The 21,111-nt window shown below is 48.3% G+C and carries 21 protein-coding genes; 6 read left to right on the top strand and 15 right to left on the bottom strand.

Annotated features, from left to right (window positions below; genetic code table 11):
- The first annotated feature begins 37 nt into the window (after positions 1 to 37).
- From pstC to L0B52_RS01250, 5 genes are all read left to right on the top strand, one after another.
- A complete protein-coding gene (gene pstC, locus L0B52_RS01270) occupies positions 38 to 1,411 on the top strand; it encodes a phosphate ABC transporter permease subunit PstC (RefSeq protein ID WP_235064730.1) in 1,374 nt (457 codons plus the stop codon).
- 9 nt (positions 1,412 to 1,420) lie between these two features.
- Positions 1,421 to 2,692, top strand: coding sequence for a phosphate ABC transporter permease PstA (gene pstA / locus L0B52_RS01265; RefSeq protein ID WP_235064729.1), 1,272 nt, complete (start codon positions 1,421 to 1,423; stop codon positions 2,690 to 2,692).
- A gap of 48 nt (positions 2,693 to 2,740) precedes the next feature.
- On the top strand, positions 2,741 to 3,565 hold the full coding sequence (gene pstB, locus L0B52_RS01260) for a phosphate ABC transporter ATP-binding protein PstB (RefSeq protein WP_409202302.1): 825 nt from the start codon (positions 2,741 to 2,743) through the stop codon (positions 3,563 to 3,565).
- Between the two features lie 10 nt (positions 3,566 to 3,575).
- Positions 3,576 to 4,271, top strand: a complete 696-nt coding sequence (phoU, locus tag L0B52_RS01255; protein ID WP_235064727.1) for a phosphate signaling complex protein PhoU — start codon at positions 3,576 to 3,578, stop codon at positions 4,269 to 4,271.
- A 131-nt stretch (positions 4,272 to 4,402) separates the two neighbouring features.
- On the top strand, positions 4,403 to 4,984 hold the full coding sequence (locus tag L0B52_RS01250; protein ID WP_235064726.1) for a C40 family peptidase: 582 nt from the start codon (positions 4,403 to 4,405) through the stop codon (positions 4,982 to 4,984).
- A 9-nt stretch (positions 4,985 to 4,993) separates the two neighbouring features.
- Here the strand turns inward: L0B52_RS01250 and L0B52_RS01245 are convergent, their stop codons facing one another.
- The 8 genes from L0B52_RS01245 to lptM form a co-directional block, all read right to left on the bottom strand.
- Positions 4,994 to 6,451 (bottom strand): NAD(P)H-hydrate dehydratase, encoded by a 1,458-nt coding sequence (locus L0B52_RS01245; protein WP_235064725.1) that lies wholly within the window; start codon positions 6,449 to 6,451, stop codon positions 4,994 to 4,996.
- A gap of 2 nt (positions 6,452 to 6,453) precedes the next feature.
- Positions 6,454 to 7,239, bottom strand: coding sequence for a tRNA pseudouridine(38-40) synthase TruA (truA, locus tag L0B52_RS01240; RefSeq protein ID WP_235064724.1), 786 nt, complete (start codon positions 7,237 to 7,239; stop codon positions 6,454 to 6,456).
- Positions 7,239 to 9,761, bottom strand: coding sequence for a FimV family protein (locus L0B52_RS01235; RefSeq protein ID WP_235064723.1), 2,523 nt, complete (start codon positions 9,759 to 9,761; stop codon positions 7,239 to 7,241). The genes truA and L0B52_RS01235 overlap by 1 nt, the downstream gene beginning before the upstream one ends.
- Positions 9,762 to 9,859: 98 nt before the next feature.
- A complete protein-coding gene (gene leuB, locus L0B52_RS01230; RefSeq protein WP_235064722.1) occupies positions 9,860 to 10,927 on the bottom strand; it encodes a 3-isopropylmalate dehydrogenase in 1,068 nt (355 codons plus the stop codon).
- Positions 10,924 to 11,547 (bottom strand): 3-isopropylmalate dehydratase small subunit, encoded by a 624-nt coding sequence (leuD, locus tag L0B52_RS01225; RefSeq protein WP_235064721.1) that lies wholly within the window; start codon positions 11,545 to 11,547, stop codon positions 10,924 to 10,926. The genes leuB and leuD overlap by 4 nt, the downstream gene beginning before the upstream one ends.
- Positions 11,544 to 12,935 carry a 3-isopropylmalate dehydratase large subunit gene (gene leuC, locus L0B52_RS01220; RefSeq protein ID WP_235064720.1) on the bottom strand — a complete coding sequence of 464 codons (1,392 nt, stop codon included), beginning with the start codon at positions 12,933 to 12,935 and terminating at the stop codon, positions 11,544 to 11,546. The genes leuD and leuC overlap by 4 nt, the downstream gene beginning before the upstream one ends.
- Positions 12,932 to 14,200 carry a diaminopimelate decarboxylase gene (gene lysA, locus L0B52_RS01215; RefSeq protein ID WP_235064719.1) on the bottom strand — a complete coding sequence of 423 codons (1,269 nt, stop codon included), beginning with the start codon at positions 14,198 to 14,200 and terminating at the stop codon, positions 12,932 to 12,934. Before lysA ends, leuC begins: the two co-directional genes overlap by 4 nt.
- On the bottom strand, positions 14,193 to 14,309 hold the full coding sequence (lptM, locus tag L0B52_RS01210; RefSeq protein ID WP_235064718.1) for an LPS translocon maturation chaperone LptM: 117 nt from the start codon (positions 14,307 to 14,309) through the stop codon (positions 14,193 to 14,195). The genes lysA and lptM overlap by 8 nt, the downstream gene beginning before the upstream one ends.
- A 42-nt stretch (positions 14,310 to 14,351) precedes the next feature.
- Here lptM and L0B52_RS01205 point away from each other — a divergent pair, with 42 nt between their 5' ends.
- Positions 14,352 to 14,993, top strand: a complete 642-nt coding sequence (locus L0B52_RS01205) for an alpha/beta hydrolase (protein WP_235064717.1) — start codon at positions 14,352 to 14,354, stop codon at positions 14,991 to 14,993.
- A 49-nt stretch (positions 14,994 to 15,042) separates the two neighbouring features.
- Here the strand turns inward: L0B52_RS01205 and L0B52_RS01200 are convergent, their stop codons facing one another.
- The 7 genes from L0B52_RS01200 to L0B52_RS01170 form a co-directional block, all read right to left on the bottom strand.
- Positions 15,043 to 15,363: a glycine zipper 2TM domain-containing protein gene (locus L0B52_RS01200; RefSeq protein WP_235064716.1), complete on the bottom strand. Its 321-nt coding sequence runs from the start codon at positions 15,361 to 15,363 to the stop codon at positions 15,043 to 15,045.
- An 86-nt stretch (positions 15,364 to 15,449) separates the two neighbouring features.
- On the bottom strand, positions 15,450 to 16,460 hold the full coding sequence (locus L0B52_RS01195; RefSeq protein ID WP_235064715.1) for a tryptophan--tRNA ligase: 1,011 nt from the start codon (positions 16,458 to 16,460) through the stop codon (positions 15,450 to 15,452).
- 11 nt (positions 16,461 to 16,471) lie between these two features.
- Entirely contained in the window at positions 16,472 to 17,089 is a 618-nt protein-coding gene (locus L0B52_RS01190; RefSeq protein WP_235064714.1) for an L-threonylcarbamoyladenylate synthase, read from the bottom strand.
- Positions 17,073 to 19,100, bottom strand: coding sequence for an NAD-dependent DNA ligase LigA (gene ligA, locus L0B52_RS01185; RefSeq protein WP_235064713.1), 2,028 nt, complete (start codon positions 19,098 to 19,100; stop codon positions 17,073 to 17,075). Before ligA ends, L0B52_RS01190 begins: the two co-directional genes overlap by 17 nt.
- A 3-nt stretch (positions 19,101 to 19,103) precedes the next feature.
- Positions 19,104 to 19,922: a cell division protein ZipA C-terminal FtsZ-binding domain-containing protein gene (locus tag L0B52_RS01180; RefSeq protein ID WP_235064712.1), complete on the bottom strand. Its 819-nt coding sequence runs from the start codon at positions 19,920 to 19,922 to the stop codon at positions 19,104 to 19,106.
- Positions 19,923 to 19,925: 3 nt separating this feature from the next.
- Positions 19,926 to 20,378, bottom strand: a complete 453-nt coding sequence (locus L0B52_RS01175) for a YcgN family cysteine cluster protein (RefSeq protein WP_235064711.1) — start codon at positions 20,376 to 20,378, stop codon at positions 19,926 to 19,928.
- 2 nt (positions 20,379 to 20,380) lie between these two features.
- Positions 20,381 to 21,043 carry a cytochrome c4 gene (locus L0B52_RS01170; protein WP_235064710.1) on the bottom strand — a complete coding sequence of 221 codons (663 nt, stop codon included), beginning with the start codon at positions 21,041 to 21,043 and terminating at the stop codon, positions 20,381 to 20,383.
- Positions 21,044 to 21,111 lie beyond the last annotated feature (68 nt).

The raw sequence follows: 21,111 nt of genomic DNA, 5'->3' as shown, positions 1-21,111 counted from the left end.
AATGCGTCAAACCGAATGATCTTAAATCGGGGAAACGATGAATTTATCTAACCTTCAACTGTTGGGTTTAGCCTTTATAGTGGGTTTGTTGATGTATTGGGTTGCTCGCACTCGTGCAATCGCCTTGCGCAACACACAAACCCTACATTCAATGCCACAATACCATGGTAGCTATGCCTTCCTATGGATTTTCCTACCTGTTTTGCTGTTTATTTTTGCCTACTTGCCGTTCATGAACGTCACCTTAAAAAACGCCATGAATGGGTTAATGCTTGATGCAGGAATAAATAACGAAGGCATGCAAGCGCTAGCGGCTAATGCGGTTGGCAATTATCTGTCCGGTGCAACCAACAGCATTGCTGACAAATTCAAACCCATTGCTGAGCAATATGAAGCGGTTAAATCGAATCTAAGTACTTATCGCACGGTTATCGCCGTCATTATTATGATTCTTGGTGCGCTTTGGGCATTAACCCGCTTAAAAGCCGATTATCGTGCACGCAACCAAGTTGAAAAATATGTTCGCTGGGTAATGATTGCTTGCGCTGGTTTGGCGATACTTACCACATTTGGCATCATTTTGTCGGTGCTGTTTGAATCGGTACGCTTCTTCGGCAAAGTCTCGCCGATGGATTTCTTCTTCAACACCCATTGGAGCCCTCAAACAGCCATGCGTGAAGGACAAGTTGGTGGTTCTGGCTCGTTTGGTGTCATTCCCCTGCTCGTCGGCACATTATTGATTTCGGTTATTGCGCTGATTGTTGCTGTCCCTATTGGCTTACTCTCAGCGGTGTATTTATCTGAGTATGCCTCTAATACGGTACGCGCTTGGGCAAAACCGATGCTGGAAATTCTTGCTGGTATTCCAACCGTGGTGTACGGCTTCTTCGCAGCATTGACTGTTGCGCCGCTCATCCGCTCCCTCGGTGAAACGATTGGCTTGGGTGTGGCTTCAGAAAGCGCGTTAGCAGCAGGGCTGGTGATGGGCATTATGATTATTCCGTTTATTTCCTCGCTCTCAGATGATGTGATTAATGCCGTACCGCAGAGTCTGCGTGAAGGCTCTTACGGACTGGGCGCGACACGTTCTGAAACGATTAAAAAAGTCTTACTGCCTGCTGCCCTTCCCGGAATTGTTAGTGCGGTGATTCTCGCAGCCTCACGCGCGATTGGCGAAACGATGATTGTGGTTATGGCTGCTGGTCTGTCAGCAAACTTAACGATTAATCCGTTTGAAGCCGTGACCACCGTAACCGTACAAATCGTCACCCTGCTTACCGGCGACCAGGAATTTGATTCGGCGAAAACGCTATCGGCGTTCGCACTTGGCTTAACCCTGTTTATCATCACATTCTTGCTCAATATTTATGCTTTGCACATTGTGAAGAAATATCGCGAGCAATACGACTAAAGGTAACCCATGTCTGATTCTACACTACTTAAAAAACGCCACTCAGCGGAAAATCGGTTTAAGATTTACGGGATTGCCTCATTGCTTATCGCGCTGTTTTTCTTAGTCAGCTTTGTCTATTCGATTGTCAGAGACGCGATTCCGGCATTCACACAAACCGAAATCCAGCTTGAGGTCAACTTTGATCCGTCTGTCATTGATCTCAGCGCAGCCAGTAATGATGAAGGCCGCCTGCGCGCTATTCGTGGCGCCAACTACAATATGATCATTGGTGAGGCGTTAAAAAACGCCTTACCTGATAGCGAAGAAGATGGCTATCAACTCACTAATTCACTGGTCAGTAGTTCTGCGCAATACCGTTTAATGGCTCAGGTTGAACAAGATCCAGGTATTGTTGGCAGCACACAAAACGTCTGGTTACCATCTAGTGGCGCGGTCGATAGCGCATTTAAAGGCTATGTTGATCAAAACAAAGCCGAGGGCGATCGTGAGGTCAAAGATGCTGAGATTGCCTTTGTTAACACCCTCGATCAGCAAGGCCGGCTACGCTCAAGTTTCAATGAAACGATGTTTAGCAATGGTGATTCACGCAGTCCACAAGACGCGGGGATTAAAGGCGCTTTAATTGGTTCATTTTATACCCTGCTGGTGACTTTATTGCTCTCTTTCCCGATTGCGGTACTTGCCGCGGTGTATTTAGAGGAATTCGCCAGTAAGAATAAATTTACCGAGTTCTTGGAAGCAAATATCAATAACCTCGCGGCTGTGCCTTCGATTGTCTTTGGCTTGCTTGGTTTGGCGGTATTTATCAGCTTTTTCGGTATTCCGCGCTCCACACCTTTAGTCGGCGGCTTGGTCTTAACCTTAATGACCTTGCCAACGATCATTATCTCCTCTCGTGCGGCGTTAAAATCGGTACCTCCTTCGATTCGTGATGCTGCCCTTGGCTTGGGCGCGTCAAAGATGCAAGTGGTCTTTCACCATGTCTTACCATTAGCCCTTCCAGGGATGCTTACTGGTACGATTATCGGTATGGCACAAGCACTTGGTGAAACCGCACCACTACTGATGATTGGTATGGTCGCCTTTATCGTTGACCCCGCAAACGGTATTCTCGATCCGTCAACCGTTATGCCGGTACAGATTTATATCTGGTCCGATCTACCCGATCGTGCCTTTGTTGCACGCACCTCATTTGCCATCATCATTCTTCTTTGCTTTTTGATTGTGATGAATGCCCTTGCTGTGCTGCTGCGCAAAAAATTCGAACGAAAATGGTGATTTATGCTCGTAAATAGCGATAATAACTTTAGTGAACAGGAACTCAATATGACCGACAACGCCCCACAGAATATTGACCTTGATAGTATCGAAACCATCGGTACCCCATTTGTGGATAACCCAAAAATCACCACCCGTGGCGTGGATGTCTTCTACGGCGATAAACAAGCCATTCATGATGTGCATTTAGATGTGGGCAATAATGAAGTACTGGCGATGATCGGCCCTTCAGGATGTGGTAAATCAACCTTTTTACGCGCATTAAACCGCATGAACGATACCATTGATATTTGTCGCGTGACTGGCGAGATTTGCATTGATGATCAAAATATTTACGATCGCAAACTCGATGTGGTGAACCTGCGTCGTAATGTGGGTATGGTATTTCAAAAACCCAACCCATTCCCAAAATCGATTTTTGAAAATATTGCTTATGGGCCACGCATCCATGGTTTGGCGCGTGCAAAAGCTGATATGGATGAAATTGTTGAAACCTCTTTGCGTAAAGCCGGCATTTGGGAAGAAGTTAAAGACCGATTAGATAAACCAGGGACTGGACTCTCTGGAGGTCAGCAGCAACGTTTGTGTATTGCACGCGCGATTGCGGTGAAGCCTTCAGTGATACTCATGGATGAGCCTTGTTCTGCGCTTGACCCGATTGCCACCGGTAAAATCGAGGAGTTGATTGATGAATTACGCGAGAATTATTGCATTGCAATTGTGACACACTCGATGCAGCAAGCGGCGCGCGTGTCACAGCGCACTGCATACTTCCACCTCGGTAAATTAGTCGAGATTGGCAAAACCGATCAGATTTTCACCAATCCACAGCATAAACTGACCGAAGATTACATCACTGGTCGATTCGGTTAAGGAGCATAATATGGACAGACATTTAAGTAAACGCTTTGATGAAGATCTCTTAAACCTGCAAAATATGATTGCAGAAATGGGCAAACTCACCGAACGTCAATTTACCCTGGTGCACGATTTTCTACGCGGCAAAACATCGATAGAAACCTTGGAATCTATTGATGAGATTGATATCAAGGTGAATCAATTCCACAAGGATATCAATAAAGAGTGTGTCCGTCTGACGGCAACTCGCGCGCCGGTTGCTAATGACCTGCGTTTTTTAAGCGCCACAGACCGTATTGCGACCGACTTCGAGCGCATTGGTGATGAAGTGGTTAAAATTGGCCGTTTTTTACGCGAAGACGGAATCGATACGCACAGCAAGCTGTGGCAAGAAATCTTATCCACCGCGCGCTTTGCCCACAGCATTCTAAGCCGTACCATCAATATCATCGCACGCATCGACATCAACGAAGCCATTAAGTTGCTTGCCGATGATCGTGAATTAGATGCCAATTACGCCAGCGTTACCCGCCAATTGATCACCTATATGATGGAAGATCCGCGCTACATCAGCCAGGCGGTGAATGTGCTCTTTGCCGCCAAAGCGTTGGAACGTGTTGGTGATCACAGCATCAATATTGCTGAGGCGATTATTTTCTATGATAAAGGCCATGATGTGCGCCATAAATCACCAGAAGAGATCGCCGCACTATTTAGCTAATTACGCATAGCCCATTAACCTCGCAGAATATTTCCTTTAAACTTAGGCGATGATTTTGCGAGGTTTTCTTGGTATTTACGCACTTTTCAGTTACACTGTTCGCCATTATCACCTTGTAAGTCATAGTTTTAATGAATAAAGTGCTTGGTTTATGCGTGCTCACCTGCATGATTAGCGCGGCTTATGCTGATAGCGTGAGTAGTTTGCGCTATAGCAAAATCAACGAAGCCATCAGCTTTGACAGCTTAATCAAAGACCCGACAGAAAACCGACAGCAGAGCATACGTGAAGACCTCGTCACAGAGGCGCGTAAGTTGATAGGTGTTCCTTATCTCTATGGAGGTACAACCCGCAAAGGTTTTGACTGTAGTGGTCTGGTGCAGTTTGTCTTTAAAGGCCAAGGCCTTGATCTACCAAGAATCAGCGCCGATCAATTCCGCGCTTTTGATCCTGTTGCCGAACCCAAACTGGGCGATTTATTGTTTTTCGGACGCCCCGGTCGCGTGCAACACGTCGGGATTTTTGTCGGCGAGGGCAAAATGCTCCACGCCCCTTCTTCTGGTAAACATGTCACCATCGATACCTACACTGATGGTTACTGGGGCAATCGCTATCTCGGCGCAAGCAGCCCTATTGAGGCTAATGTTCGTGATCCACGTCAGTTAGCACAAATTGTGCAAATTGAAGCGTCTGCGGACACCATTCAGAAATAAACAGTACGCTTAGCGCTGCAAACTAACACCTAAATGTTCAATGACATCGCTGGCTAACAGCGATTGTGGGTGCATGGTTTTTATCGCTCGATCAGCAGCCTTACCATGCCAATACACACCGACCGCTGCTGCTTGTTCTGCGCTTAATCCCTGGGCTAATAACGCGGCTATAATGCCGGTTAACACATCCCCACTACCGCCTTTGGCCAGTCCACTATTACCACTACTATTAACCCACACCCGCCCGTCAGCGGCTGCAATCACGCTATAACGCCCTTTAAGTACAACCGTGCATCGCCAACGTTTGGCATAAGCACTGGCTTGTGCGATACGATCATCATCTTGTGGGATCCCTTCTCCCGTCAATCGGGCGAATTCACCCGGATGCGGGGTTAGAACCGTTTGTGGTGGCAGTGCTTCTAACCAGCCAGGATGGTGGGCTAAAATATTGAGTGCATCCGCGTCAATGACCCTTGCACGCGCAGGTAGCACCAATAACTGTGCCAATTGTTGATCGCGCCCTTTTGTTTTTCCCCAGCCAGGACCAATTGCCAGGATATCCGCCTCTTTAGGCAGCTCAGCCTCGTACATCGCTTCAGGAATGGCTGTGTGTAACGCTTGTGCCGCAAGCGGCATGTCACAATGTACGCGCAATAAACCAACCCCTGCACGCAAACCAGCTTTAGCGCTTAACACCGCTGCACCAATCATCCCTCCACTGCCAGCACATAACGAAACACGTCCGTGTGTGCCTTTGTGGGCAAAATGGTTACGGCGCACTCGCGCACGCTGAAACCACGACTCAGTCAGCCATTGTGGCTGATCAATATAAGTGCTTAACGTGTCACGCGCGCTGGGTAGTGGGATAAGATGGAGATTACCCACTGCGCGATCATGGTATGAAAACAGTTGGCTATGCTTAATCGTGCATAAACTCAGCGTATGGGTTGCTTGTACGACGCCACTGCTCTCTTCAAGTAGCGTATCACCTAAGCCTGAAGGCGTATCAATCGCTATCACGTCATTGGGTACTGCATTAATCTTCTCAACGTAGGTTTTATAGGACGAACGTAGCGCACCACGGATACCAACGCCAAATAAGGCATCAATCACCACAGCATCGTGTTCTATCGAGAGTTCGGCCAGTGGCTTGATTGGGAGTAACGCCTGAGTGCGTACGAACTGCTGGTGTTGCAAGGTTCCTTTATCAGCTTGATCGGCATAAACATTGACATTAAAACCAGCCATCATCAATCGTCTTGCGATCGCAAGACCATCACCACCATTATTACCTGGCCCACAGCAGACAACGATTGGCTGGTATTTAGACACGTTTTCATCAATCCAAACACTGCACGCCCTTGCTGCTTCTTCCATCAGTGCTTGATGGCTCATCGATTGATCGCGAAGAATGGCTTGATCGATCGAAGCAATCATCTTACCTTCAACAATAGGAAAAGTCAGCATGCTCACCACAAACCCCCTTCAGGGATTGCTGTTGTCGGTAGCACAAAGTGCTGATCATAGTGCGCTTTAACAAAATAAAGCCCCGCAGCGGGCGCGGTAATCCCTGCTTGCTTGCGATCGCGGCTTTCCAGTACTTCTTTGACCCATTCACAAGGTTGTCGGCCGTCGCCAACGGCTAATAGTGTACCGACGATATTGCGTACCATATGGTGTAAAAAAGCATTTCCACACACATCGACCCATAGCCAATCGTCATCACCACCTACCGTGATCGACTCGATAAAGCGCATTGGCGTTTTTGCCTGGCATTCAGCAGCGCGAAAAGCACTAAAATCGTGCTCACCAATTAACGCTTGTGCCGCAGCGTGCATATCCTCAGGTGCTAAAGGATAACGATGCCAGTGACAGCGGGCTCGCCATAAAGCTGAGGGTTGAGACCGTCGACAAATAAGGTAGCGATAATAACGCTTTATGGCGCTATAACGCGCATGGAAGGACTCATCGACCGGGATTAACCAACGCAGGCGTATATCATCAGGTAAATAACGATTGGTGCCCGCCAACCATGAAAAATCACTACGCGCAGCATCTGTGTCGAAATGAATCACTTGCGCTAAAGCATGCACCCCGGCATCAGTGCGGCCACTACAGGTCGTGATAATCGCTTGATTAGCAACCTGACTTAAAGCATGCTCAATATGCTCTTGAATGGTGTGCGCAAACGAAGGCTGACGTTGCCAGCCTGAATAGCGTGTCCCATCGTATTCAACCGCTGCAGCGTAACGCATCAACCTGATTTGATTTCGTTCAATAATTCATGCGCACGTGATTTTTGCTCTTCTGTGCCATAAATCAATACATCATCCAACCATTTTTTCGCTTTTTCGGCGTTACCGGTAATGATAAACGAGCTGGCGAGATCAAGGTTGATTTCCATTTCCTCGATAATATGATCAGCCACCAGTTCAGGTGCGGTTGATTTGGCTTGCTCAGGCTCAGGCTTAAGCTCAGCTTCCTCAGATGGCGTTTTCTGGGGCTCATCAAATTCCATGAACCAATTATCTTCTCCCTCTTCAGCAGGCTTGTCCGTCGCTTGCTCTGGTTCAGAGGTCGCAGAATCTACAGGTTCTTCAGTCGTTGACCAACCCATTAAGAAGTCATCAACATCTTCAGGTTTCGAGGACGTTGAAGGCGCATCTTCAAAAGGTTGTGGTCCAGACGGTTTTTCCTCATTGAAACCATCTAACCAACCCTTATCACTAAATTCCTTAAGCAAGGGTTTAGTTTCTTGCGGTTCAGATTCAAGTTCTGGCGCTGGGTCTGCTAAATCTTCAGCGTGATGATCGTCATCTTTATTCGCTAATTTCGGTTTGGTGTCCTCGATATGGTCAATGTCTTCTTCATATTGTTGATCGAGCGCTGCGAGTTCAGCATCGGAAATACCAAAGGAACCATCAAATTCATCAGGATAATCATTTGAATTATCAGGGTATTGTGATGAATTATCCGCCACAACTATTGAGTCATCACCTTCCTCAAAACTTTTGATTTGCGCAATGAGCGCTTTCATTTCATCAGATTCCAGATCAAAGGTTTCTTCATCACCAGCTTGTTGCTTATTCATTCGTCCTTTAAATAACCAGGCAATCAACCCTAATAATAAGGCGCCGAGAATCGCTAACCACTGCCAGTTCGGTAATAAAACAAACACCTGGTTCAAGAATGATGGCTCATTTGTCTCTGTGGTTGGCCTCGGTTGCTCATTAGTAACCGCCGCTGGCTCTTGTGGTGCAACAGCAGTGGCAACCTCAGCAGAGGCTTTATCATCAGGCTCGGACGTAGTTTCACCAACTTGAGATTCTTGACTTTGTAAATCATCGTTAGTGCTGTTACTTTCCTCAGAACTCTCAAGCGGCGGTGTCTCAACTGCTTCATCACCCATTTCTTGCTCATCAGCATGTGGGGATTGTTCAGCCTCAATCTGTTCTGAGATTTCCTCTGTCACTTCTGGTGATTCATCCACCGATTCAGTGACTTCTTCGCTTTCGCTGTCCGATGGTAACGGCTCAGATTCCACTGGTGGTTCACTCGATTCAGCCTCGCCGACACCTTCTTCAACAACCTGAGTTTCTGGTGTATCTACCGCTTCTTGATTATTTTCGATCGCCTCAGCAACTGAAGCAACCATCGCTTCTGCTTTATCGGCTAATTCTGGATTCTGCGCAGCACCTGACTTGACAACTGCCTTCGCTTCTTCAGCATCCACTTTAGCGGAAGTATCTGCCGGGTTAGCAGATTGATCATTTTGTTGGCTATCAGCTGCGCGCTCAGCAAACTGTGGTGGTTGTTTAGCAGTTGGCTGTGGTGCAGCAGGATTTGCTGGTTCAGGTGTGACAGTTACCGTTGAAGCGCCAGTAAAATTCGGAATATTGAGCACATAACCCGACATCAAGCTGCTTAACGAATTGGATGAAAATGCCGATTTATTAGCGTTATAGATTTGTCGCATCGCAGAATTATTGCTATAACCGGCAGGCATGACCGTATTAGCAATCGAATACAACGTTTCACCTGGTTTAACCGGTCCATAAGTATTCCCGGTATAGGCAGGTTTAGCAGGTTCAGGTTGTGGTGCTTCATTGCCCTGCCAACCAATAATCTGCGCATCCGCTGAAGTACTCACCCATAAACGATGTTTTTCCTTCGGTTTTTCCGCAGGTGGCGCTGGTTCTGCTTTTTTTGCAACCACAGGGGCTGGTTTTTCTGGCTCAGCTGGTGGTACCTTTTTAACCGGCGCTTCGGCAGGTTTGTTCTCGCTTGGCTTGCTCGTATCCACGCTGGCTTGAGGCTCCTTGACAGGTGCAGGTGCAACCGTTGGAGCTGATTTAGGGCCAAGTCCTGCTGCGGCGCCCAAATCTGGGTTTAAAAACACCGCGTATTCACGCGTCACGCTGTCACCCTGGCTATCAACAGTCAGTAAAAAGTTAATAAAGGGTTCGCGCACATTGCTGGTTGTAGTGACACGTATCGCATAAGCCGATCCCTGTGGCACCAAGGAGAATGCCATCTGCTCATGACCGGGTAATTTCTTCATCCCTCGCGATTGATAAGCGGAAGCATCAGCTAATGCAATACTGATTTGCTTAGCTTGGGCCTTATCCAGACCGGAAATCGTGATTTGGGCATTTAAAGGCTGCCCAATACTCGAATGGACTTCAATCGGGCCTAAGCTAAATGCGCTAGCCAATTGACTTAGACTCATCCCTGATGCTAGCAAGATCGCTGCACGCATTTTATGAATTAATCTCATTCTTATTCCTTGTCCTGATGCCTAACCTTACAATCCTTCCATTATAACAGCGCAATAATCTGCTTAAAGTAAAATTTAACGTTAATATCGAAACCTTATTAAGCCAACAAACCAACGATGGCGTCACCAATCTCATTAGTGGTTTTAAAAGGCTCATCTTTGCCGGATAAATCCGCACTACGCCAACCCTCACTTAATAGCTGTGCCACCGCCTGTTCAACTTTTTTAGCATACGCTTCTTCGCCTAGTGAATGACGCAGTAATAAGGCAAGCGATAGGATCATCGCAATCGGGTTAGCGCGATCAAGACCCGCAATATCTGGTGCCGAACCATGAATCGGTTCATACAGTCCCACACCATCGGCACGGATTGATGCCGAAGGAAGTAAACCAATAGAGCCAGTGAGCATAGAGGCTTGATCAGAGAGAATATCACCAAACAAGTTACTGGTCAGGATCACATCAAATTGCTTTGGCTCACGCACCAGCTGCATCGCTGCATTATCGACCAACATATGCGACACACTCACCTCAGGATACTCAGCTGCGACTTCTTCAACCACATCACGCCATAATTGCGAGGCTTCAAGCACATTCATTTTATCCACCGAACAGACGCGTTTGTCACGCCCTTGGGCTGCGCGAAAAGCAACATGTGCAATTCGGCGTACTTCTTCCTCGTTATAATGCAGGGTATTAAAACCTTCGCGCAGACCATCAACCTCACGAAGTCCGCGTGGTTGACCAAAATAAATCCCGCCAGTGAGTTCACGAACAATCAGTAAGTCCAAGTCTTCAACAATCGATTGTTTCAAACTCGAGCGATCAGCGAGCTCGGGAAAGACCCGCACCGGGCGCAAATTAGCATACAGCCCTAGATCTTTTCGAATTGCCAGTAAACCACTTTCCGGGCGCAAGTGTCGTGGCAACGTATCCCATTTTGGACCACCCACTGAACCTAACAACACAGCATCAGCATTTTGTACCGCCTGCTGGGTTGATTCAGGATAAGGCGCCCCTTCGGCGTCTACCGCACATCCGCCGAGGTTGGCCTGTTGTGTTGTCACCGCTAACCCATCCGCTTGCAGCTGACTTAACACCTTTTCTGCTTGCGCCATAATTTCTGGGCCAATACCATCACCGGCCAACAACACAAGTTTTTTCATAACGATCCTCTTTCATCAAAAATCCATGGGAAGGCCTGGCGATGACGCGTTTCAAATGCCGCAATCTCATCAGCATGAGTCAACGTTTGTCCAATCTCATCAAGGCCTTGCAGCAGCGCCTGTCGGCGAAATTCATCGAGTTCAAACGGCCAAACCGCATCGCCCACGCGGACTGCTTTCACCTCTAAATCCACCTCGATAGATAGCGTGTCGTTTTCTGCGCACAGTTGCGCCAAACGTGCAATAGCCTCTTTAGACAAACTAACCGGTAACACGCCGTTTTTAAAGCAATTATTATAAAAGATATCGGCAAAAGAAGGCGCAATCACCGCACGAAAACCATAATCAGCCAGTGCCCACACGGCGTGTTCACGTGATGAACCGCAGCCAAAATTTGCCCCGCTGAGTAAAAAACTTGCGTTAGCAAAGCGCGGTTCATTCAGCACAAAATCGGGATTAGGTTCACGGTTAGATAAATAACGCCAATCATCGAATAAATACACCCCAAAACCCGTACGGCTAATGAGCTTCAAATATTGCTTGGGTAAAATGGCATCAGTGTCGATGTTATCGCGCATCAAAGGCATTAATACGCCGGTTTCTTTGACAAAAGGGTTCATGAAAGCACCTCACGCACATCGACAAAATGCCCGGCAACAGCCGCCGCCGCGGCCATCGCTGGGCTGACTAAATGTGTTCGTCCACCTTGTCCCTGTCGTCCTTCAAAATTACGGTTTGACGTTGAAGCGCAGCGCATGCCAGGCGATAATTTATCGGCATTCATCGCAAGACACATCGAGCATCCTGGCGAGCGCCATTCAAAACCCGCATCGATAAATATCTGATCTAGCCCCTCTTCCTCTGCCTGCCGTTTGACTAATCCTGAACCCGGTACCACAATCGCTAATTCAAGCGCTGGATCAATCTTTTTGCCGTTTAAAATATTGGCTGCCACACGCAGATCTTCAATCCGCGCATTGGTGCACGAGCCAATAAAAATCGCATCGAGGCTAATCTCAGTAACCGCTGTTCCTGCCTCTAGCGCCATATAGTCCAGCGCCCGCTTGTGATTCGTATCTTGAGCCGCATCTTGAGGGATAGAATCGGTTACCGCACACACCATTTCCGGCGACGTACCCCAGCTAACTTGCGGCGCGATAGCTCCCGCATCCAGCCACACTTCAGCATCGAAAACCGCATCTTCATCGCTGACCAAGCTGCGCCAATACGTCTCGGCTTGATCCCATAGGTCCCCTTGCGCAACATTCGGGCGACCGCGCAAATACGCAATCGTTTTCTCATCAACAGCAATCAATCCCGCGCGTGCACCTGCTTCAATCGCCATATTACACATCGTCATGCGGCCTTCCATCGACAACGCTCGGATCGCTTCGCCGGCAAATTCCAAGGTATAACCCGTACCACCTGCTGTGCCAATATGACCAATCACCGCCAGCATCATATCCTTGGCATAAACCCCTTTATCAAGTTGCCCATCGATCGTGATACGCATCGCTTTGGTTTTTTTCTGTGGCAAGGTTTGTGTCGCCATCACGTGTTCCACTTCCGATGTCCCAATGCCAAAAGCGAGCGCTGCAAACGCACCATGGGTTGCGGTATGAGAATCACCACAGACTAAAGTCATCCCCGGTAAGGTTAAGCCTTGTTCGGGCCCAATCACATGGACAATCCCTTGTCTAGGGTCACCTAAATCAAACAAACGCACACCAAAATCACGACAATTCTGTTGCAAGGTTTCAACTTGTAGCCGTGAAACTGGATCGCTAATGCCTTGTTCAGGATGTAACGTCGGCACATTATGATCAGGCACCGCCTGCATCGATTGGGTTCGCCAAGGCTTACGGCCGGCTAAGCTCAAGCCGGCAAAAGCTTGTGCGGAAGTTACTTCATGTACTAGATGCCGATCGATATAAAGCAAGGTTTGCCCGGCGTCTTCGCGGACGCTATGGGCAGCCCATATTTTGTCGTACAGCGTTTGTCCACTCATGATAAATAATCAATCTCTTGTGCCCACAATTCAGCCACATCCTGGCGGCGACGAATCAGCCGTGCCGCACCATCTTCAATCAGTACTTCCGCAGCCTTAGGGCGTGAATTATAATCACCACTCATCGCCATACCATACGCGCCAACGCCAGCCATAGCCAGCACATCGCCGGCTTGCGCACTCATCGGATAGGCTCGGGCAAAAGTATCGCCAGTCTCACACACTGGCCCTACCATCTCGCTGCGTCTTTCCACCCCTTGGTTGTGGCTGAGATTACGAAACGCCGGACGCACCTGATAGAGCGCAGGACGGATATAATCGTTCATCCCAGCATCGAGCATAATAAAATGGTGCCCCGATTGATCTTTAACGCCGACCACACTGCTTAATAAATACCCAGCATTACCGACTAAAGAACGGCCTGGTTCAAGATGCAGCGCATAAGGGGTTGCCGATAGGCGATCGAGTAACGCTGCACTCAAATCGCTGGGCTGCGGGATTTGTGTTTGCTCAGGCGTGACAATACCCAGTCCACCACCCATATCGATATGGGTCAGCGTAATACCAGCTTCTTCTAAAGTTGCTGCTAAATCGAGCATATTATCGAGCGCATCAAGAAACGGTTGTAAGGTCGTGATTTGTGAGCCAATATGCCCACTCATCCCCAACACACGCAGCGCCGGATGGCCTGCCGCATATTGATAGAGCGCTAAGGCATCATCCATTGACACGCCGAATTTATTTTCTTTTAAGCCAGTAGAGATATAGGGATGGGTTTGCGGATCGACATCAGGATTCACCCGAATGGCAATTGGCGCAACAACCCCTTCTTCTTCACTAATCGCTGCAATCCGCTCTAGTTCAAAACGTGATTCAGCATTAAAGCAGCCAATCCCTGCTCGCAACGCTGCACGCAATTCCGCATCGCTTTTCGCCACCCCTGAAAACACAATCTGTTTAGGATCGCCACCGGCTTCTAAAACACGCGCCAACTCACCACCAGAGACAATATCAAACCCGGCCCCAGCACGCGCTAAAAGTTGTAAAATCGATAAGTTACTGTTGGCTTTAACCGCATAATGTAGCGCAACCGAGGCCTCACGACCGTGCTCATGATAGGCGTGATATTGCGCTAAAATATGCGCGGCACTATAGACATAAAGCGGCGTTCCATAGCGCTCAGCTAAAGGTAAAAGCGCGACACCATCAAAATAGCTGGTCTCTTCTTGTTGCGAAAACTGCGCCCAAACACCGGCGTTATCCATGATCAGCTGACTCCTGCGGCGCATCTTTTGGTAGATACAGCGGACCTTTTTGCCCACAGCCCCACAGGATAAACACACTACACGCCACTATGATTAATCTTTTTTTCATTTACACTATTCTTCATTGATGCCACAGAGTAAGGAAGAAATTATGACACAGCTTGAACAAATCATCCATCCAGCAAAAGAGCCTGCAACACAAACCATCATCTGGTTACACGGTTTGGGCGCTGATGGAAATGATTTTCTCCCGATTGCCCCGTTGCTTAATTTACGCGCCAACACACAAATCATTTTCCCTCACGCACCAGTGCGACCGATTACGATTAACGGCGGTATGGCGATGCGTGGCTGGTATGACATCAGCGATGTGTCGCTTCGTGGTCACGACACTCAGGGTATAGCAGGTAGTCGCGCAGCAATCACAGCTATTTATGACGCTGAAATCGCGCGAGGGGTTCTTGCCGAACGCATCCTTTTTGCTGGATTTTCACAAGGTGGCGCGATGGCACTGCATTGTGGTTTAGAACTACCATGCGCTGGCATACTCGCCATGTCGTGTTATTTGCTCAACCCCGAACACGCCCCTGTTGCAGAACAACCGGCCCGACCGATTGCGTTGATGCATGGTACAAATGATCCGATTGTCCCCTACGGTTTAGGGGAAGCAGCTTATCAGCGTCTTTCTCAACTGGGTTATACACCACGCTGGTATGACTACCCAATGGGTCATGAAGTCTGTATGCCGCAAATCCAAGATATCGCCAGCTGGTTAAACGCCCAAGAATTTTAAGCATAAAAAACCCGATCATTGGATCGGGTTGTTGGTTACGCTCAAACGATTAATAGAGCGTATTCATTTGACTACCAATCAGGCCACCAATGGCTGCACCGGTCACCGTCCCTTCAGTATCTTGGCCCCAAGCCTGGCCAATGGCTGCACCAAAAGCTGCACCGACCGCAGCGTTACGTAATTGATGGGGTTTACCATAAACCTGACCTACCCCATTACTAGGCGCAGTCATTGACGCTTGCTGGTAACTTTGGTAGTTTTGCTGACTATTAAGCCCTTGTTGCGCCTGTAACGGTGTATTGGTTTGTGGTGGTTGTGTGGCACAGGCACCGAGTAACGCAGCACAAGGCAGTATCCATAATTTATTCATTGTTCACCTCTTTTTCAGGAACCAATCTCTATTCTAGCGGTTCTGTTGCCAACAACGATGTCACTTTAGCAAGGTTTACAATCGTTTTATGCCCCTAAAGAGCGGATACCAATCGCTTCACGCACCGCTGCAATACGCCCGCGCGCTTCATCACGGGCTTTCTCCGCACCGCGCTGCAAAATCATCTCCACTTCCTGAGGGTTACTCATCAACGCTTCGTAGCGCTCACGAAATGGGCCAATTTCAGCATTAATCAATTCAAACAACGCTTGTTTTGCCTCACCCCAGGCTATGCCATCAGCGTAACGCTGGCGCATTTCGTTGCTTTGTTCTTTACTGGCAAACGCGCGATAAATATCAAACACCGTTGAATCATCAGGATCTTTCGGCTCACCCGGCTGCTGCGAATTAGTGACGATTTTCATAATCGCTTTGCGTAATTTTTTCTCACTATCAAACAAAGGAATCGTATTACCGTAGCTTTTACTCATCTTACGACCATCAAGCCCGGTGAGTAAGGCGGTTTGTTCATCAACCACCGCTTCAGGGAATACAAAAATATCACGATAGCGATGATTAAAACGCCCTGCGATATCACGCGCCATCTCGACATGTTGAATCTGGTCGCGGCCAACCGGTATATGGGTGGCGTTAAACAGCAAAATATCAGCGGCCATCAATATTGGATAGCTGAATAGGCCCATGGAAACCCCATGGTCAGGATCTGTATTACCCTCAGCGTTATTCGCGTCCACCGCAGCCTTATACGCGTGTGCGCGATTCATCAAGCCCTTAGCACAAGCGCAATGAAAAACCCAAGTCAGCTCAGGAATTTCAGGAATATCCGACTGCCGATAAAACGTGACCCGTTCTGGGTCCAAGCCACACGCCAGCCAGGTTGCTGCAATTGCCAACGTAGATTCATGAATTTGCTCAGGATCATGACATTTAATAATCCCATGGTAATCGGCCAAAAAGAAATAGGCATCGTCGCTATTACCTTCGGTTGATTGCACAGCCGGGCGAATCGCACCCACGTAATTACCTAAATGGGGAATGCCGGTGGTCGTAATGCCGGTGAGTACCCGCTTATTCATAATTCTATCCTTTACTTGATAAGTGCCGACGCATCGCCCGCACCTTGGCGTATGATTTGCGGCGGCATTTCAGTTAAATCTAACACGGTCGATGGATGGTTGGCCAACTCTCCGACATCAATAATAATATCAACCTGGTTGACGATGTTATCAGGCAGATCATACACACTCACGCGTGGGTGATCCTCATCAAACAACGATACCGACATCAACGCTTCATCACCTGCGTTAATCACCGCCAAAATCACTGCATAATCAGGCACACGCAAACCAATGGTTTTGCGTTTATCATTTTGTACCCGACGTGGTACTTCTCGACTCGCCGGTAACACACAGGTAAATGCACCCGGAAACAGCGTTTTCAACAAACGAAATTGGACATTATCGACTTTGGCATAATGCGCTAGATGTGACAAGTCGCTACACAACAACGTAAACGGGTGTTCGTGCGATAAATCACGTGCCAGGCGAATACGTTCAGCCGCTTTCTTCTCATCCAAACCACAAATCAACGAATAACCGCTGTCTGTCGGCAATATTGCCACCCCACCTTCACGAATCACATCAGCGACTTGGCTAATATGGCGTGGATTTATCCGCTCGGGGTGCATATCAATCCATTGAGTCATAATCATCCATCCATTGTTGTAGTAGCGCCTGATCAATCACTTGCACACCAAGTTTTTGCGCTTTGGTTAGTTTGCTGCCCGCAGCATCTCCTGCCAAAAGATAATCCGTTTTTCCCGAGACACTGCCGCTGACTTTTGCTCCTAAGCGTTCGAGCATGGCTTTAGCTTCATCTCTGGTCAAGCTGGGCAGCGTTCCGGTGAGCACCACAGTTTTCCCTGCTAATGGTAAGGGTTGATTATCATTGACTTCAGGCATGGCTGGCCAGTGAATACCCGCATCGAGTAACGCGTTAATCACCGTAATATTTTCCTGATCGGTGAAGAAATGGGCAATATAACTCGCCATGACCGGCCCAATGCCGTCAACATTTTGCAGTATCGTCTCATCAGCTGCAAGTAATGCATCAAGGCTGTGGAAATGATTGGCGAGCAATTTAGCACTGACAATCCCAACCTCTCGAATACCTAAGGCATATATAAAACGCGGTAACGTCGTCTGCTTGGCCTCAGATAAGGCATCGATGACATTTTGCGCAGATTTTTCAGCCATTCGAGGCAATGACGCCCAATCATCAACGCTCAAAGTAAATAAATCGGCTGGACTATGAACCCAATCTCGCGACACTACCGCTTCAATGAGTTTATCGCCCAAACCTTGAATATCAAGCGCTTGGCGAGAAGCAAAATGAATAATCGCCTGCACGCGTTGTGCCGAACAATGCAAGCCCCCGCTACAACGCGCTACAGCTTCTCCTTCAGGCTTAATCACTTCAGCCTCACACACCGGACAAGCTGAAGGCATGACAAAAGGCTGTGTACCATCCGGACGCGCCTCAAGCACGACTTTCACCACCTCTGGAATCACATCACCAGCACGGCGTACAAATACCGTATCACCAGCACGAACGTCTTTACGCGCCACTTCATCGGCATTATGCAGGGTGGCATTGGTTACAGTCACCCCGCCAACTTCGACCGCTTGTAAACGCGCAACCGGAGTAATGGCACCCGTGCGTCCAACTTGTACGTCGATTGCTTCAACGACGGTCGTTTTCTCAACCGCTGGAAATTTCCAAGCGATTGCCCAGCGTGGCGCACGCGAGACAAAGCCAGCTTGAGCCTGCTGATCGTAGCGGTTTAACTTAAACACCACCCCATCGATATCATAGGGCAGCATTGCACGCTGCTCGCCCAGTTTTGCATAATAATCTTGTGCAGCTTGTAGGCCATCGATTGGTGTTTGTAGTGGGCAAACCGGTATCCCCCATTCGCGATAACGTTCAAGCCATTCGCTATAGGTTGCCGGTAAATCAACCCCCTGTAGTTCACCATGACCGTAAGCAAAAAATGCCAATTGCCGCTTTGCTGTGACCGACGGATCAAGCTGACGTAAGCTACCGGCAGCCGCGTTACGCGGATTGGCAAAGGTTTTTTGATCATTAGCCAGCGCATGATCATTCAAGGCTTCAAATGCGGCATGCGGCATATAAATTTCACCGCGTACTTCCAGAACTTCCGGCGCATCACCGCGCAAACGTAACGGAATCGCACTAATCGTACGCACATTCGCAGTCACGTCTTCGCCTTCTGATCCATCGCCACGCGTCGCGGCGCTGACTAATACACCTCGCTCATAGCGTAGGCTCATTGCCAAACCATCAAATTTAGGTTCCGCGGACAGCGCTAAAGTCTCATTTTGATTCAGGCGATTCTGTAGGCGTTGGTAAAACTCACGAAATGCTTCTTCGCTAAACACGTTATCGAGCGAGAGCATCGGCACTGTATGGGTAATGCTGGCAAATGCACCATCGGCTTTACCGCCAACGCGTTGGGTGGGTGAATCAACAGGAATCGGCTCAGAACTTTGCGCTTCACGTCGGCGCAATTCGTTCATTAATGCGTCGTATTCAACATCCGCGATACTCGGCTCATCGAGCACATAGTAGCGGTAATCATGCGCACGAATTTGCTCACGCAGTTCGTTGAGCGTTGGTTCAGCGGCTGTGTTCATCGATTATCGTTGTTGTTGTAACCACTGTGTATATTGGGCGTCGAATTGCTCAGCCGCTTTGCGGTATTTGAGCAAATCCTGATCACCAATCGGTCGACGGGTGTGATCACAGAGGCGACCATCAAGCATTTCACTGATTTCGTGCGCCATCGCGGTAAACATTTCCCATGATTTGACTGCATCATCACCAACTGGCAATTGCATCACCAGCATCAACCCATCAACCTGCGACAGGCTCGATAGATCTTTAGGAAACACACCGGGTTTACGGACATTGAGCACACTAAAAACCACTTCGCTGCCATCTTCACCAATTAACTCAAAGGCATCATTCGGTGAGCGAGTCAGACCAAAAGTCTTGACCATATCTGCGATCGCTTTACCGGTAAAGTGTTTACCAAAACGCGCCATCACGGTATAAGGCAAGGTCATCGAAGGTTGCCCTACCGGTTTAGTGTATTGCTTCAGCGGCATTTCCGGCTTAGGCTTTTTAAGCGGTTTCGCTGATTTTGGAAGCTTGAGCGGTTTTGACGGTTTAGTCGCTGTTGCTGGTTTGTTAGTATCTACCTCAGCAAAAAGCTCAGGATTGAGTTGCTCGGTTTTCTGTTGTACGGCCACCTTGCCGATTTCAAAATTCTCGGGTGTATCAGCTTCTAATGCCACATCCCCATCAAGAGCGGAACTGCGGTATTTTGGATGATCAAAATCACGTCCAGCAAACTGTTTCGCGCGCCAAATACTAAATAGCACCAAGCCGATAATAATCAACACCAGTACCACAGCCACCACACGAATCACAAAAATCAGGCTGCTTTCATTCATCTCCTAACCGCTCCCTAAAATATCTTCCAACCGAAACAATAAATGATCATCGATCGCATGTCCATCTTCTTCAGATAATGCGAAATGACAAACGCTTCGTCCACCGCGGTGGACCGTTTGCCGATCACCGCTAATTAAATAATGCCAACGTGGTAACGGTTTACCTTCATGGCGCAGGCGATACGCACAACTCGGCGGCAACCAACCAAAATCTTTACGCGGCAGATCACGCAAATTTAAGCAATCAGGCACTTTCTCTGCACGATGTGCATAATCGCTGCAACGCGCTGCCTCAATATCAAGCAATGGACAAGCAACACGGGAGAAGTAAACTTCTCCCGTATCAATGTCTTCCATTTTGTTTAAGCAGCACAAGCCACATCCATCACAAAGCGCTTCCCATTCTTGATCAGTTAAATCATCAAGCGCTTTGTGCCACCAAGGCGTCTCACTCAAGATTAATTCAAACCTTGGATATAGTAAGCAACCGCTTCAATTTGTTTTGGCGTCATTTGCGAAGCAATATCACGCATCATCGCATTAGGATCATTAGCGCGAACAGCTGACGGCACTGGGGCATCTGTTGCTTGGTCAGAGGAACCTGACGCCGCTTTAAAGGCATCTAGCTGTATTCGGGTGTATTTTGCATGCTGAGCAGAAAGTTGTGGGAAAGCAGCAACGCTAATCCCTGCACCGGTTGGACCATGACACGCCGAACATGCTGGAATGCCTTTTTCCATATCGCCACCGCGATACAGCGCTTCACCTAAAGCCAGCATTTCCTCAGGATTTTCTCCTGCGCCTTTGGTTTTTGCTTTAGGTGCTTCTTGTGAAGCATAATAAGCGGCAAGATTCGCCATATCTTCATCACTAAGCATCGCCGCTTGAGGCGCCATCACCGCATTCACACGGTCGCCATTTTTAAAATCATGCAACTGTTTAATAAGGTATTTTTCGCCCTGACCAGCAAGGCTTGGCCACTCTGGGTTCGCGCTCACCCCACCAGGTCCATGACATGCCATACAAACCGCTGCTTTTTGTTCGCCTGCAGCGGCGTCTCCAGCTGCCATTACTGATGCGCTGAGCGTTAGCACAGCTACTGCCAAAATACCTTTTTTCATGATGAGCTCCATTGTCGGATTCTTATGGTTTATCATACTGCACTATTATACAGTCTTATCAGCTAAAA

It is taken from the genome of Suttonella sp. R2A3, from assembly GCF_021513215.1.
Taxonomy (GTDB): domain Bacteria; phylum Pseudomonadota; class Gammaproteobacteria; order Cardiobacteriales; family Cardiobacteriaceae; genus JAHUUI01.
Note: the sequence above shows the minus strand (reverse complement) of the source record. Positions and strands in the feature narration are given on the sequence as shown.